Origin of the sequence: Sulfitobacter noctilucae (assembly GCF_000622365.1) — a bacterium.
Classification (GTDB): domain Bacteria; phylum Pseudomonadota; class Alphaproteobacteria; order Rhodobacterales; family Rhodobacteraceae; genus Sulfitobacter; species Sulfitobacter noctilucae.
Window position 1 is genome coordinate 571,377 of record NZ_JASC01000013.1, and the last position, 14,975, is coordinate 586,351.

Below are 14,975 nucleotides of genomic sequence, written 5' to 3' on the forward strand. Positions count from 1 at the left end.
ATTAGACATATAAAACAATTAGTTACGGACCATAGAATCACCTTTGATCGTAAAGCATGCTGTATGCGGTGGAACAAATGCCGACGGCATTTTGTTGATTACCCAACTTGAAACGAAGAGGAGATCAACATGACACACACACTTAAAACACTCGCCGCCGCTAGCCTGCTGACCGCATTCTCTGCGCCCGCATTCGCCGCGACAGAAGTTGATTTGAACAGCATGTCCTGTGAAGAGTACAACCAGCTTGGTGGCGCTGACCGTGACCGCGTCGCTGTACTGGCTGTAAAAGAACTGAACGATGATGTAGTACCAAGCGATGGCACAGCAACCGCAACCGAATCTTCGGTAGGGACCGCAGCCGAGGAGAGCAACTCAGCAGCTTCGCAGGGTTCCGCAACGGCCTCATCGATTGCAAATGCAGACGATGATCTGACTCGCATGCAGGAAGAGATAGGCGTGCTGAACCGCACATGCGCACGCAGCGCTGATGCGATGATCCTTGAAGCCGCAGCCGGCCAAGACGGAACGCGTTAATATCAATATGTTTTGAAGACAGAGGGTGCCTGGTTAGGCACCCTTTTTCTTTGGGCAGGCTCTGTTTTTTACGGCCCTGCAGGCTAAGTTTCGGACATGGAATTGCCGCTGTTCATTGGGCACGAAATTTTCCGGACCTCCAGCTATGGGCGCTGGCATCCGCTTCGGGTGCCTCGGGTGTCCACTGTTATGGATCTATCCCGCGCATTGGGGTGGTTGCCATCCACGCAGTTCATTACATCACCCCGCGCCAAACCGGCCGCTTTGCATTTTTGGCACACGCCCGCCTATGTTGCGGCCTTGCAGCGCGTGCAGGCGACACAAGATGCGACGGAAGCAGACCGCAAACGCCATGACATCGGCAGCGTGACAAACCCCGTTTTCCCGGAAATCTTTACCCGTCCTGCCACAGCCGCGGGCGGGTCTATTTTTGCCGGGGAACTGCTGCGCGACGGTGGGGTGGTCTATAACCCGCCCGGTGGCACCCACCACGGTATGCCCGATCGCGCCAACGGGTTTTGCTATCTTAATGACCCCGTTCTTGCGATGTTGAGCCTGCGTCATCATGGTGTACGCCGCATCGCCTATGTAGATATTGATGCGCATCATCCTGATGGGGTCGAGGCCGGTTTCGGCGGCGACCCTGATTGCCTGATGATCTCTGTCCACGAAGACAGGCTTTGGCCGCGCAGCGGACCGGTAGAGAACGACGCAGGCGGTAATGCATTCAACATGGCGGTGCCGCGCGGGTTCAATGACAGCGAAATGGCTCTCGTGCGCGACGTACTGATCCTGCCGAAAGTGGAAGCGTTCAAGCCGGATGCAATTGTTTTGCTGTGTGGTGCGGACGGTGTGGAAGAAGACCCGCTGTCGCATATGAAACTCAGCAACAACGCACAACTTGACGTGCTGCGCGGGCTGATGGGCATGGCACCGCGATTGCTGGTTCTGGGCGGTGGTGGGTATAACCCTTGGTCCGTGGGGCGGCTTTGGACGCAGGTGTGGGGCATATTGAACGGGCTGGACATACCCGATGTCTTGCCGTCCGAGGCTGAGGGGGTGCTGCGCGCCCTGCGCTTTGACGGCAACCGGCGCGGCAAGAACCCGCCAGAGCATTGGTTTACCACTCTCAAGGACGCGCCGCGCCCCGGTGTGGTCCGACCGGAAATAAAGCAGACATTGGCGACATTGCTGGCTCGCCCTGACTTGCCTTGAAAAAGAGCAGGGGCGGCTACGTTCATACGCATGACACAAACCGCGGATCTGTCCCCCGAAGATATCAGTGCGATAATCGAAATGGCGCTATCGGATCATACCAGTTTTGCGACCATTCAGCTGGAATACGGGCTTCGAGAGAAGCAGGTGAAAGCACTGATGCGCGACACGCTGAAACCCGCCAGCTACAGCGCATGGCGCAAGAGGGTCAGAGCGTTTGGCGACCGGCGCGAGGTCTATAAGTAGCCACGCCGACGCGAAAAAGGCCCCCGATTGTCCGGAGGCCTTTCGTAAATACAGGGATCAGGATCACTCGGCCCAGCTGACGCCCGTCAAATCAGCCGCCTGTGTTGGCGCATCTGCCCACAGTCCTTGAACCCCGGCTTTTGCCACCGTCGGGGCGGCCAGTTGGAACAGGTAGCCGTTCACGTAATCATCTGCGATGATCTGTTGCGCCTCTTTCAGCATGGCTGTCCGCTCTGCGGGGTCTGCCGTCACGTTGAGCGTGGCGATCAGCTCCTGAAAGGCAGGATTGTCGTACTGAAAATAATAGTCAGGGTTGGCATAGATGCCGATGTCCATCGGCTCTGTGTGGCTGACGATGGTCAGACCAAAATTCTTGCCTTTGAACACAGTTTCAAGCCACTGCGCCCATTCGACGTTGCGGATCTCGGCCTTGATGCCCACTTGCGCCAGTTGTGCCGCGATAATCTCGCCGCCGCGCCGCGCGTAGGAAGGTGGTGGAAGGTCGAGTGTGGTCTCGAACCCGTCGGGGAAACCAGCCTCGGCCAGCAACGCCTTGGCTTTCTCGGTGTCGTAGTTCGACTGCGCAGTCAGATCGACATAGTCGGGGTTATGTGGCGCGAAGTGGGTGCCGATCGGCGTGCCCAGCCCGAACATGGCGCCATCAATAATCGCCTGACGGTCAATCGCATGGGCCAGTGCCTCGCGCACCTTCACGTTGTCAAAGGGAGCAATCTTGTTGTTGGTTGACAGGATCGTCTCCCCCTCGGTCGAACCGACGAGCACCTGAAACCGGGGGTCCGCTTCGAATTGCGGCAGGTTCTCAGGAGCAGGGAACCCCGCGAACACATCGACATCCTCTGCCATCACTGCGGCAAAAGCGGCGGTGGGATCAGAGATGAACTTGAATGTCGCGGATGCCAGCGCGGGCGCTTCGCCCCAATAGGCGTCATTGCGTACCAGCTCGACCTTGTCGCCCTGTGTCCAGCTGCCGAATTTGAAGGCACCGGTGCCAACGGGCGCTTGCTTGATGTTTTCGATGCTTTCGGGGGCCACAATCACTGCGTCGCCCCAGGCCAGGTTGAAAATCATGCTGCCGTTGGGCTCTGACAGCTTCACCTCGACCGTCATAGGGTCAATCACGGTGACATCCGATATCGCGGTGTAAAGCGCCTTCTGCGCATTGGCGCTGTCCTCGGCCCCGATCCGGTCAAGGCTGAACTTGACATCTTCGGCGTCCATCGTAGTGCCATCGTGGAAGGTTACGCCCTCACGCAGCTTGAAGGTGTATGTCAGCCCGTCTTCTGAAATTTCCCAGCTTTCGGCGAGACCGGGTACAACCGATCCGTCCGACATAAAGCGCGTCAGCCCTTCGAAAACATTGGAATAGAGCACCGAATCGATGGCCCCGGCCGCGGCGGAGGTCGGGTCCATATGTGGCGGCTCCAATTGCAGTGCGACGGTGATATCGTCCTTGGCAACGGCGGCACCGGCCATGAGGGCGGCGGTACTGGCACCAAGCAGAAGGTGGCGAAGGTGGAACATGGGTGGTCTCCCTTGGGTGTTTTTTATCAAAGTTAGCCAAAAGCGGTCAGCGTGACCAGCCTTCCGTAACGCGGCAGCGATTATCGGTGTTTGCCTTCGGTGATATTTGGATTTAGGGACAGCCGCTTGACAGGGAGGCGCGGCATGTCTGGTGTTCTGGGTATTGATTTTGGCACGTCCAATTCGGCGGCGGGCATTTGTGTTGATGGAAAGCCGCATCTGATCGCGCTGGAAGGCGATGCCGATACCATGCCGACGGCTGTATTCTTCGATTACGATGCCAAGGAAATGCTGCTTGGCGCACAGGCAAGCGATGCACTGTTGTCGGGTGACGAAGGGCGGTACATGCGGGGGCTGAAAAGCCTGCTGGGCACCAATCTGATGCGCGAGAGCCGGATTCTGCTGGGCGAGCGCCTTGATTTCATCGACATCGTCGCGCGGTTTCTGGCAAGGCTCAAGGCGCGTGCCGAAGCGGCCACGGGCCGGAGCTTTGACACAGCGCTGTCGGGCCGCCCTGTGCGCTTTCATTCCGTGGATAAGCGCCGGGATGCACAGGCGCTGGTGGATCTGACCGAATGCTATCACCGAGCCGGCTTCGATACGGTGCATTTCATGAACGAACCCGAAGCCGCCGCACGCGCCAACCGCGATGTGCTGGCCCCTGGTGATCTGGGTCTGATCGTGGATATCGGGGGCGGCACCTCGGATTTCACCCTGTTCCGTCAAAAGGGCGAGACCGAGATCGACATTCTGGCCAGCTACGGCGTGCGGATCGGCGGGACTGACTTTGACCGACGCCTGAGCATTGCCCGCGTGATGCCGCAACTTGGCATGGGCAGTGCGATCCGCCACGCGTTTGGCGATGACACCCATATTGCGCCCAATGGCATGTTTAACGATCTGGCGACTTGGGCGAAAATTCCGTTTCTTTATACCGCTGACACCATTCGCGCGGCGAAGGACCTGCACAAATACGCGGTGCACGAGGGCCGTATGGCGCGTCTGGTCAAGGTGCTGGAAGAAGAACTGGGCCATGATCTGGCCTTTGCAGTTGAGGCGGGTAAGATCATGGCCAACACCCCCGGCGTGGAAAAACCGGTGATCCGCATGGACATGATCAAGCGCAAGGCGGTGCTGCCGCTGCCAGCCGAGATGATGACCGCCAAGCTGGCCAAACTGGCAAGTGGCATCGGCGAGGCCGCAGAGGCAACGCTGGCGCAGGCGCAGGTCAGTCCGGATGCGGTAAACAAGCTGATCTTTGTCGGTGGTTCAAGCCTGATGCAGGTGGTTGAGGACGCGCTGACATCGCGCTTGCCTCAAGCCGAAGTGCATCGCGGCGCGGCCCTGACGGCAATTGTGGACGGTCTGGCGCTGGCGACGGTCGAAGTCTAATTCTTGGGCAGCAACAGCGTTTCCAGCGCCGCACCCATTACGCAAGCGCTGTCGATCATATCGTCAATGCCGATATATTCATCGGGTTTATGCGCGAGATCGAGGATGCCCGGCCCATAGGCGATGCAGTTTTTCAAAGTGCCGATCCGGTCAATATGCTTTTGGTCATAGCTGCCGGGTGAGGCCACATATTGCGGGTCTACGCCCATCACGTCGTGAATAGCCTTGGCCACGGTTTGCACGACCGGCGCTTCCTTGTCCGTCATTGAAGGCAGCACTGAATTCCGCTCGGTCAACTCATAATCAAAGTTGGCGCGAGTAGCCTTTAGACCGTCCAGCAATCCCGTCACTTCGTCGCGCACCTGATCCAGCGGCTCTTCGACCAGAAAACGCCGGTCAATTACGATGCGACAGGAATCGGGTACGCAATGGGCTTGTAAGCCGGTGAATCCCGGCTCCGGCTCGTTTTCGCCGCCGTGGATCGAGTTGATGTTCATCGTTGAGTTGCGCGCACCTTCGGGGACGACCGGCATTTCGGTGTACCGCGCCGCCATCGCGGGAAAGAGTTTGTCTTCGAACTCTTGCAGCACTGCGCCCATGTGGCGGATCGCACAATCGCCCAGAAATGGCATGGCACCATGGGCAATCTCGCCCTTTGTTTCAATCTCCGCCCACCAGCCGCCGCGATGGCCGAGACAGATACGATCTTTGTTCAGCGGCTCGGGGATAATGACATGCTGGACGCGTGCGGGGTTAAAGTACCCCTGTTCGGCCAGATAGGCCACACCGCCGTAACCGCCGGTTTCTTCATCCGCCGTGCCGGAAATCTCGATTGCGCCTGCAAAATCCGGATGGGTTTCGATGAACGCCTCCGCCGCGATGATCGACGCGGCAAGCCCGCCTTTCATATCGCAGGTGCCGCGCCCGTAAATCTTTCCGTCCGACACCTCGGCTCCGAAGGGATCAAAGGTCCAGCCCGCCCCGACCTCAACCACATCCGTATGGCTGTTGAAATGCACACATTCGCCCTGATGCGCCCCTTCGCGCCGGGCAACGATGTTCCAGCGCGGATATTTGTCGCTGTCGCCTGGGGTGCCGTAGGCGCGGACCCTTTGCGTCTCGAACCCATGTGCGGACAGACGTCTGTCCAGATATTCGCATATCAGGAGATAATCCTGACCCGGCGGGTTCAGCGTGGGCATGCGGATCAGGTCTTGGGTCAGGGCGATCAGATCGTCGCGCTTGGCGGTGATGGCGTCAGAGAGAGCTGTTTTCATACCTCTACCGTTTATCGGATCGGACAATTTGGCAAGCCTTGTCCCCTAGCCAGAGATTTCTTTCATCGCCGCAAGCAGGCTGCGCACCTCGTCCAGCGTATTATAATGGCACAGCGACACACGAACAGCGGCGGGCAGCCCAAGCGGATCAAGAATGTTACCGGAATAATGGTCAGCTTTGCGAATGTGAGTGCGGATCCCTTTGGCGTTCAGCGCATCGACGATGTCGGCAGCAGGCACATGATCCAGCGCAAAACAGACCAGCCCTTCACGGTCGGGATTGTCGCGACCACCCAGAATGGTCACCCCCGGCAGATCGGCAAGACCGGGCAGGTTGCCGTCGCCGTTCAGCATAGCTTCGGTCAGTGCATGTTCATGGGCATGAATGGCGGTACCTGCTGCTTCGATCCGCGCGCGCGCATTACTGGCGTTTGATAACTCGCCACCCAACCAGTCTATATAGTCGACCACATCGGTAAAGGTGGCATAGGCGCCCGTATCGCGCGTGCCCATTTCCCAGTTGCCCTCTGGCCCGCCTTTGAGCGTTTCGATGGGCAGGGCTGTCAAGCGATCAGAAGCCCAGGCCACTCCGTAGCCATGACGCGAGAAAACCTTGTAGGGCGACACGACATAGCCATCGATATCATAGCTGGCGATGTCGATATGTCCGTGGCTGGCGTGCTGGATGCCATCAACGATGATAAAGGCGTTGGGGGCGACGGACCGGATTGCCCCCGCAATGCCGGCCACGTCGTTGGCGATTCCAGTGACCGGAGAGGTGTGCAGGATCGTGGCGACCTGCACCTCGGGCGTCATTGCGGCGGCGTAGGCCTGCGGTGTGACTTGTCCGGTAGCATTATCATGCTGCACGTTGATATAGGGTTTGCCCGTGACCTTGGCCCAATGCTGCGCGGCACTGCGTGACGCGGGATGTTCGACAGAAGACCCGATCACTGCACCACCGTCCGGCGTGCCGCTGACCGCTGTACGGATCAGACGAAAAGTCAGCTCTGTCCCTGACTCGCCGACAAAGAATTGTCCGTCAGGCGCATTGAAGAACACAGTCATTTTCGCTTTGGCCCGTTTGATCACATCCACCAGCGCAGCAGAGGCCGCATTGCCACGCCCCTGATTGTCAGGGATTGCCGCGTAGAGACCGGACGTTTCCACCACCGACTTGAGCGTTAGCGCCCCGCCGGCATTCTCGAAAAAGATGCGCCGGCCCTGAAATGGGCATGTGTCGACATGCGCGAACCTGTCGCGTATGGCATTCGTCAGGTCCGTAGATTGAGTAATCATTTTGCATCCTTTCGCGTTTGCCGCATCATTCCCGAAAGAAGCAGACCCGCAAGAGAAGATTGCAGCCTGTCAAATGACGCCGGACGCTCTAGATACACTCCAAGCGTAAGAAGAGTTTGAGAGACATGGCCCCTTTACCCACAAAATTCACCAGACAGCAGACGAAGGAAAAGGCCAAGGAGCAGAAGTCTATTGATAATGCAGCGGGATTATCCCCAAAGCTGATATATGAGGTGATCCGGCGCGAGGGTGAGGAAGAGCTTGCGCGCACAAAGCGGTCCTTGCTGTGGTCCGGTATAGCTGCGGGTATGCTGATCAGCCTGTCGGTACTGGGCGAAGCGATCTTGCGGACCTACCTGCCCGACACGCCCTCCCGCTATCTAGTCGAGAATCTGGGCTATTCGCTGGGGTTTCTGGCCGTGATCATGGGCCGAATGCAGCTTTTTACCGAAAATACGATCACGACAGTTCTCCCTTTGATGCGGGAGCGGACTTTGAACATGTTCGGTTGCATCCTGCGCCTATGGGGCATCGTCCTGATCTCGAACGTCATAGGGGCGTTTTTTGCGGCCTGTTTGTTTGTGTTCACTCCTGCGATTTCACCGGACATCCTGCCCGCGATTAACGAACTGTCGCATCATGCAACCAGCATGGGGGCATGGCAGGGGTTCTGCCGCGCGATCCCGGCGGGCATTATCGTGGCGCTGCTGGTTTGGATGCTGGCACAGGCCGATCAGGCGGCATTTTTCCTGATCCTCATCTTCACGTGGCTCATCGCGGCAGGGGATTTCACCCATATTGTGGCGGGATCTGTCGAAATGGCGGTGTTGATGGTTCAGGGTGAACTGGACATCGACAATGCCCTGTTCGGCTTTTTTCTGCCGGTATTGGCCGGGAATGTGTTCGGCGGCACACTGATTTTCTCGCTTGTCGCCTGGGGTCAAGTGCGCGACGAAGTGGAAGAACACGATCCAGCGGAGCTTTAAAGTGGCAGCGAAGACATCCTCATTCGGCTTTCGCCTGTATTGGGATGCGCTAATGGGCAGCATCGCCCACATCGGTGACTGCAACCTCTCGCTGGTTTCTGCGGGTGTGGCCTTTTTTTCGATGCTTTCGCTCTTTCCGGCCTTGGCAGCGCTAATCGCGCTTTTGGGGTTGGTGTCAGACCCCGTTCTTGTGGTGGCACAGATAGAAGACATGCGAGGGCTGTTGCCTGACGACGTGTACGACATCATCAATGCCCAAGTCGTGAGCCTGGTGACGACCAGCAGCGATACATTGGGATGGGCTGGCCTCGTATCTCTTGGACTGGCCTTGTGGTCGGCGCGGGCCGGGGTCGGTGCGATGGTGACGGGACTGAACGCGGTCTATAGCGAACGCAACCGCAACACTGCAAAGCACTATCTGAGGGCGCTGTTCCTAACGGTCGCATTGGTTGCCATCGGGATCATTGCCTTAATCAGCCTTGTGGTAATTCCGGTATTTCTGGCGTTCTTCCCGCTCGGGGTTGTCGGCACGCTCCTGATCGACGCATTGCGCTGGATCGTGGCACTGTTTGTTTTGTTTGCCGGGATCGGGCTGTTGTACCGATTCGGTCCCAACCGGAAGGCCGCGAGGTTCAACTGGCTATCCCCGGGCGCGGTGGTTGCGGTGCTCTTTTGGGTCATTCTCTCTTATGGCTTTGCCTTCTATGTCGCCAATTTCGGCAACTACAATCAGGTCTATGGTTCGATCGGTGCAGTGGTGGCGATGCTGATCTGGCTCTGGATGAGCAGCTTTGTCGTTCTGTTCGGCGCATCTTTGAACGCGCAAATCGAATTGCGAACCCATATCGACAGCACAATTGGCCCGGATAGACCCGTAGGTCAGCGCGGTGCCTACGTGGCGGATACAATCGTCGATGTGGATGTCTGATTACATCAGTGGTCGCTGTTGCGGCATGTCAGTTGACGTAATACCAAGCTCGGCCAATTTATCCAGATTGTTGATCTGAAGGATGCCATCTTGCCAGGCAGCAAGCTGATGATCCTTCAATTTTGCCAGAGTCTTGTTCGTATGCACAAGTGACAGGCCCAAAGCATCGGCGAGATCCCGCTGCGTGAAGGGGAACGATAACTGATTATGCGTCACCAATCCCAGCGCATGGCCGCGCAGGAAGACGCGCACCAAGGCCCATGAAACCGCTTGAATGGCGGTACGCTGACCCAAAGTTGCAAGGGACTCGCCCAGAAAGTGCTCTTCGACAGCGGACAGCCATGTAATGTCAAAGGCGCGGGAGGGGTGCGCGCGCAAAAAGCTCCAGAACTCAGAGCGATCAAAGACACAAAGGCGCATATGGGTGCGGGCTTCGACGGAGTGACCCATTTCCCCCAACACACCGGCCTGAAGGCCGATGAAATCACCGGGAAAGACAAAGCTGAGGACTTGTCGTTCGCCGTTCTCGAGCATCTTTTCCCGAATGCCCATGCCGGACAGGGCTGTAAACATCTGCGCTGCATTGGACCCTTCCATCAGCAGCGGAGTACCGGGATCGACTGTCAACTCACCGACCTTGAATTTCTGCATATACTCCAGCTCTTCCCGTGACATCGTCTTGAACAGATCTTTGCGGTGAAGCGGGCAGTTCTCGCATTGGGTTGTCATGAAAAATCTGCCTTCTGGTATGTCACAGTTTAATGCGGGGCTTTGATTACTTGGGGTAAGTATCAGCTTTAAGGGAGAGTATAACGCTGATGCCGTTCCTCGTATACGAACCAGATCATTTTGTAAGAGCTGATATTTGCGAAACCATCGCAATGACCTTTCAAGGGCAAGCTATTGCAATCGCAGACGACTTTGAAAGTCTTGCGGAAACGGCCAACGTGTTGGGCGGTCCGTTGATTGCTGTGCTTTCTGTGCCGTCCGACAAAATGCCCGAAGCATCAAAAGCTTTGCAATCCGGGTCGAAGGACGTGAAAACAATTTTCATTAGTGACGGAACGACAGGCGAGAGTAAGACGCAGTCTGACGTCTCGTTCCTGATACGGCCTTTCAGCTCCGAGAGCCTACTTAGCTTGATCCGGAACGCGTCTTTTGACCTGCAGCAAGCCCAGAAGTGAAGGCTGCAATCAGTTCCGGGACCATCGCGCCAGGTTCGTGACTTGCCGGTTTCGAGGCCTGTTGTGGCTTTGACTTAGGGGCCTCGTGTGCTTCACCGGCAGATGCAATACCCACAAGGATCAGGCCAAGGCCCGTGTATACACCACCGATGATCAAAGCTGTGTTGAGCGAAGTTGTCACTGTAATCAAAAATAGCCAAGCTGCGGCGGTCAAAAACCCCAGCCCGATGCCGATACAGATAGCACCGCCCGCACCGAACGCGGCTTTGCGGGCAGTGCGGGACGCTTTGCGCTGCGCCTGATGGATCAAGCCGGCGATCATTTAGCGACGTGCCGAAAACATACCGACAAGAAAACCCAGGCCCGCGGCGATGCCCAATGCGGTGGCTGGCTGTGTGCGTACAAATTCTTCGGCGTGCAATTGGGTTTCAAGTGCCTTGTCCCGGCCTTGGTTCGCAAGATTGGCTGCGGTTTCCTTGGCCGCGTCGCGCACTTCTGCCGTTTTCGCGGTGCCATAGTCAGCAACCGAAGACGTCAGCGCGGCCAAGTCGTTTTGCAAAGCTTTGATCTGCTCGGACACCTCCTGCATAGAGATTTCTGCGCTTGCGCCATTTGCGGATTTCGATGTGGTGGCCATAAATAGGGCCCTCCTGTTCAAAGTTCTTTCTCACCCAAACGCTGCACTGCGACATTTGGTTCCGAGAAACAAAAAGACCCCAGCCTAGGCCGGGGTTTTCTCTTGATTTCCAGCCTGTGATCAGGCGTTGAGCGTTTCAGTGCTTGAAAAGAACATCGCCTGAGACACTGACGAAATGACCTGATCCACAGAGTAAGGTTTGGAAATCAGGAATGCCGGTTCTGGCTTGTCCCCTGTCAAAAGCCGTTCCGGGAAGGCTGTGATAAAGATCACCGGACGTGCGCCTTGCGCTTGCAGTATATCGTTGACCGCATCAATGCCGGATGAGTTATCCGCCAGTTGGATGTCCGCAAGGATAAGGTCCGGCAGATCTGCTTTCGCTAAGGCGATTGCTTCATCACGTGTCCGCGCAACACCGGTAATCCGGTGTCCCATGTCCGCAACGATGGATTCGATGTCCATCGCGATGATCGCCTCATCCTCGATGATCATCACCGAACCCGACGCGCTGTCCGCCATCTCGTTCCGGGCGATGGAAATAAGCTCTTCCGCTTCCGACTGGGTCACGCCAACGATCTCGCCAACCTCGGAAAATGAGAACCCTTCGATCGTATGCAGCAACAACGCTTCGCGGCTGTTGTTGGTCAGGGTCGCAAGACGGCGCTGCGCTTTGGCATGGGCACCGTTTTCTCCTTCTTCCACGGGGGCACCAGCGCTTGCCCAAATGCTGTATAGAACCTTGAAAAGTCCGGTCTTTACATCATGTCCATCAAGGACGGAGCGGTCAGCGAGGATCGCTTCCAGTGTTGCGGCTGCAAAAGTATCTCCACTTTGCTGGCTGCCTGTCATGGCGCGAGAGAAGCGCCGCAGATACGGAATGTTTGCCCCAAGTTGATCACTGATGTTTTGGGGGTTTGCACCTTCGCTCATTTAAGCAGTCCTTTTCTTAAACTTTCTTGGAACCAAACAACGAAGGGTGGCGTTTGGTTCCCGTGTGGGTAAAATAAACTAAGCGGTAGCCGCTAACCAGAGGTCAAAGTTGTGACAAATAGTAGAAAAGACGAGCGTGAGCGGGCCATCGACGAGAATCTGAAGCGGGTGTTTGATCAAACTCTTGAAGAGGGTATACCGGATCGCTTCAAAAATCTGCTCAATCAGCTCAAGCAACAAGAGTCTAGCCCGGAGTCACAGAAGTGAGTGCCCCCGCAGACCCGCGCGACGAGTTGGTAGAACACCTGCCAGCCATGCGCGCATTTGCAATCAGTTTGACGCGCAACGGTGCTATCGCTGATGACATGGTGCAGGACACTCTGGTCAAGGCGTGGACAAACATCGAGAAATTTCAGGTCGGCACGAACATGCGGGCGTGGTTGTTCACCATCCTTCGGAACACTTATTATTCCAACCGTCGCAAAGCCAAACGCGAAGTGGCCGATGTGGACGGAATTTTCACCGAAAGCCTTGCCGAAAAACCCGCACACGATGGTCATATGCAGATGGCCGACTTTCGTCGTGCATTGTTGCAACTGAAGGACGAGCAACGCGAAGCGCTGCTTTTGGTTGGTGCATCTGGTTTTTCCTACGAGGAAGCTGCCGAAATGTGTGGCGTTGCTGTCGGAACGATCAAAAGCCGGACAAACAGGGCGCGTGCGCAACTTGCCGAGATATTGGGTCACAATGACAGTGAGTCGCTAGAAATGACCGACGACGCAACAATGTCTGTCCTTTCGGCGTCCAAAGTTTCCAGCTTCTAAAAATGACCTCCGGCTTTTTCAGCGGTCAGCTCATCCGAGGCCTTGCGCTTCGCGTCCTGTTTTTCCTTTCGTTAGCTCTGTTCCCCATCGGTTTGATCGCCGTGGGACAGACCCAGCAGATTTCAAAGCAGAACCGGACCAATGCGGAGCTATCTCTTTTAGCGATTACAGAACAGGCGTCCTCTGCTGAGCGGCAAATCCTTCAGGAAGCGTTTAGTGCAGGTGATGCGCTTTCGTCGATTATCCCGAGCTATCGCGAGAACCTCGGCGCCTGCCGCGACCTTTTCGGCCAATATCAGATGGCAAACCCTCAATATTCGGTTGCCGGTTTCATAGAAATTGATGGCCGTGTTCGTTGCTCTTCTATGGATGAGGCCTATGACGTCAGCGACAATCCCGTTTTCAAAGCTCTTGTCGATCCGCCTGAAAGACAGGCGGTAAGGGTTGAATTCGGAAGCATATCAAGACGACCAGTTACTGTTGTATCCGTGCCGGTGTTTGACGGCGAAGAGCTGGCGGGCCTGACCTTTGTTTCTATCCCGTCCGAGACGTTCAGCGCAATTGAAGAAAGCCCACGTGCCCTATCCCCCTTGGCACTGATGACCTTCAATTCCAAAGGGGCTATTATTACGTCGGAGCGGGGTTATGAAGATGTACAGCAGGAGCTGCCTGCCGATCTAGCGCTCAAGGTCTTTGTTGGCGATAAACCGACTGTGTTCGAGGCCAAGAATGCGCTTGGGCAAAATCGCGTCTATGCGGTCCAGGCTATAGTGCCGAACACGATTTATGCAGTCAGTGTGTGGCCGGATTCGACGCCGTTCCTCAATCCGTCCATCTTGGTAAAGATGACGGCGCTTTTGCCCATCGCCATGTGGGCCGCCAGTTTGATCGTCGCCTTCTGGGCGCTGAACCGGCTCGCCATTCGGCATATTCGTAAACTTGGTCGTCAGATGCGTCGGTTTGCTTTGAACCGCAACTTGCCGCGTACAACGCTGGGCGCGGGCGTTCCGACCGAACTGGTCGATATGGAGGCGGCATTCATCGGAATGGGCGAATCCATTCTGCGGGACGAGGCCACGCTTGAAGACAGCCTACGAGAAAAGAATATTTTGCTGAAAGAGGTCCACCACCGGGTGAAGAACAACCTTCAGCTTATTTCTTCGATCATGAACATGCAGATCAGGCAGGCGCGTACGGAAGATTCGCGGCTCGTTCTTCGGCGGCTTCAGGAACGTATCCTCAGTCTCGCAACGGTGCACAAGAACCTCTATCAGAACGATGATCTTGTGCGCGTTGATGCCTATATCCTGCTGCATGAAGTGGTAAATCAACTTCTGTCGGTCGGGCTGGCCCCCGGTTCACGGGTAAAGGTTACGCAGAACTATGCGCCGATCACCATTGATGCAGATGATGCCGCACCGTTGACCCTGTTGGTTTCAGAAGCGATGACGAACGCCCTGAAATATGTGCCGCAAAACGAGGATGGCGCTTTCATTGATATTCAGCTGACCTCAATCGACGATGAGAATGCGCAGCTCGTGTTGCGCAACACGGTGGGGGGCATGCCGCAAGAAGAAGGTACCGGTTTAGGCTCGCGCCTAATCGATGCGTTTTCCCGTCAGTTGAACGGGCAAGTGGAAGTCACGCAATCCGATGACGTCTTCCAACTGACGATCACTTTTCCTGTCCCACAAGCGGCAAAACAACAGCTTGATTACTAAGTTCATCAGATCGTGGTTTGGTCCCGAAAGCACAGGTTTTCTGCGTTTGCAAAGTAAGTCGGAACCTTTCCAAGCCCAAGCTGGTTTGTTTTTCGACACGACTAATGGAAAGGCTCAACATGACTACCGATATCTTCATAGGTGGCTTGGCGAGTTTGATTTTAGCGGCGGCTATTATTGTCCTGCTTACAACGACAACCCAGGGGCAAGACTCCAACGGATACGGCAAGAGGTCGGATAAGAATTCGAACTCTAAA

Annotated in this window: 16 protein-coding genes; 9 read left to right on the forward strand and 7 right to left on the reverse strand. The window is 56.2% G+C overall.

Features of this window, described 5'->3' with window-relative positions; translation table 11 throughout:
* Positions 1–129: 129 nt before the first annotated feature.
* From Z945_RS0109515 to Z945_RS0109525, 3 genes are all read left to right on the forward strand, one after another.
* Positions 130–537 (forward strand): HdeA/HdeB family chaperone, encoded by a 408-nt coding sequence (locus tag Z945_RS0109515; protein ID WP_025051874.1) that lies wholly within the window; start codon positions 130–132, stop codon positions 535–537.
* A gap of 96 nt (positions 538–633) precedes the next feature.
* On the forward strand, positions 634–1,752 hold the full coding sequence (locus tag Z945_RS0109520; RefSeq protein WP_025051875.1) for an acetoin utilization protein AcuC: 1,119 nt from the start codon (positions 634–636) through the stop codon (positions 1,750–1,752).
* Between the two features lie 30 nt (positions 1,753–1,782).
* Positions 1,783–1,998: a DUF2805 domain-containing protein gene (locus tag Z945_RS0109525; protein ID WP_025051876.1), complete on the forward strand. Its 216-nt coding sequence runs from the start codon at positions 1,783–1,785 to the stop codon at positions 1,996–1,998.
* Positions 1,999–2,061: 63 nt separating this feature from the next.
* On the opposite strand, the gene Z945_RS0109530 is transcribed toward Z945_RS0109525, so the two are convergent.
* The gene (locus Z945_RS0109530) at positions 2,062–3,540 is read right to left on the reverse strand and encodes an ABC transporter substrate-binding protein (protein ID WP_025051877.1); all 1,479 of its coding nucleotides are present in this window, start codon (positions 3,538–3,540) and stop codon (positions 2,062–2,064) included.
* A gap of 144 nt (positions 3,541–3,684) precedes the next feature.
* Here Z945_RS0109530 and Z945_RS0109535 point away from each other — a divergent pair, with 144 nt between their 5' ends.
* Positions 3,685–4,932 (forward strand): Hsp70 family protein, encoded by a 1,248-nt coding sequence (locus tag Z945_RS0109535; protein WP_025051878.1) that lies wholly within the window; start codon positions 3,685–3,687, stop codon positions 4,930–4,932.
* Here Z945_RS0109535 and Z945_RS0109540 read toward each other — a convergent pair.
* Together Z945_RS0109540 and Z945_RS0109545 are read right to left on the reverse strand one after the other, a co-directional pair.
* Positions 4,929–6,209 (reverse strand): acetylornithine deacetylase/succinyl-diaminopimelate desuccinylase family protein, encoded by a 1,281-nt coding sequence (locus tag Z945_RS0109540; protein WP_025051879.1) that lies wholly within the window; start codon positions 6,207–6,209, stop codon positions 4,929–4,931. The genes Z945_RS0109535 and Z945_RS0109540 overlap by 4 nt on opposite strands.
* Positions 6,210–6,254: 45 nt before the next feature.
* Positions 6,255–7,508, reverse strand: a complete 1,254-nt coding sequence (locus Z945_RS0109545; RefSeq protein WP_025051880.1) for an aminotransferase class V-fold PLP-dependent enzyme — start codon at positions 7,506–7,508, stop codon at positions 6,255–6,257.
* A 125-nt stretch (positions 7,509–7,633) separates the two neighbouring features.
* Here Z945_RS0109545 and Z945_RS0109550 point away from each other — a divergent pair, with 125 nt between their 5' ends.
* Together Z945_RS0109550 and Z945_RS0109555 are read left to right on the forward strand one after the other, a co-directional pair.
* Complete coding sequence (locus tag Z945_RS0109550) at positions 7,634–8,494, forward strand: formate/nitrite transporter family protein (protein ID WP_025051881.1); 861 nt, start codon at positions 7,634–7,636, stop codon at positions 8,492–8,494.
* 1 nt (position 8,495) lies between these two features.
* Positions 8,496–9,422: a YihY/virulence factor BrkB family protein gene (locus tag Z945_RS0109555; protein WP_025051882.1), complete on the forward strand. Its 927-nt coding sequence runs from the start codon at positions 8,496–8,498 to the stop codon at positions 9,420–9,422.
* On the opposite strand, the gene Z945_RS0109560 is transcribed toward Z945_RS0109555, so the two are convergent.
* From Z945_RS0109560 to Z945_RS0109580, 4 genes are all read right to left on the reverse strand, one after another.
* Entirely contained in the window at positions 9,423–10,151 is a 729-nt protein-coding gene (locus Z945_RS0109560; RefSeq protein WP_025051883.1) for a Crp/Fnr family transcriptional regulator, read from the reverse strand. It abuts the gene before it with no gap.
* 405 nt (positions 10,152–10,556) lie between these two features.
* On the reverse strand, positions 10,557–10,928 hold the full coding sequence (locus tag Z945_RS20070; RefSeq protein ID WP_025051885.1) for a phage holin family protein: 372 nt from the start codon (positions 10,926–10,928) through the stop codon (positions 10,557–10,559).
* On the reverse strand, positions 10,929–11,243 hold the full coding sequence (locus Z945_RS0109575; protein ID WP_025051886.1) for an ElaB/YgaM/YqjD family protein: 315 nt from the start codon (positions 11,241–11,243) through the stop codon (positions 10,929–10,931).
* A 120-nt stretch (positions 11,244–11,363) separates the two neighbouring features.
* Positions 11,364–12,173: a response regulator gene (locus Z945_RS0109580; protein WP_025051887.1), complete on the reverse strand. Its 810-nt coding sequence runs from the start codon at positions 12,171–12,173 to the stop codon at positions 11,364–11,366.
* A gap of 111 nt (positions 12,174–12,284) precedes the next feature.
* On the opposite strand from Z945_RS0109580, the gene Z945_RS20955 reads away from it, so the two are divergent.
* The 3 genes from Z945_RS20955 to Z945_RS0109595 are packed head-to-tail and all read left to right on the forward strand — an operon-like array spanning position 12,285 to position 14,718.
* The gene (locus tag Z945_RS20955) at positions 12,285–12,440 is read left to right on the forward strand and encodes a NepR family anti-sigma factor (protein ID WP_025051888.1); all 156 of its coding nucleotides are present in this window, start codon (positions 12,285–12,287) and stop codon (positions 12,438–12,440) included.
* Positions 12,437–12,997: an RNA polymerase sigma factor gene (locus Z945_RS0109590; RefSeq protein ID WP_025051889.1), complete on the forward strand. Its 561-nt coding sequence runs from the start codon at positions 12,437–12,439 to the stop codon at positions 12,995–12,997. The genes Z945_RS20955 and Z945_RS0109590 overlap by 4 nt, the downstream gene beginning before the upstream one ends.
* A gap of 2 nt (positions 12,998–12,999) precedes the next feature.
* Complete coding sequence (locus Z945_RS0109595; protein WP_025051890.1) at positions 13,000–14,718, forward strand: sensor histidine kinase; 1,719 nt, start codon at positions 13,000–13,002, stop codon at positions 14,716–14,718.
* Positions 14,719–14,975: the final 257 nt, after the last annotated feature.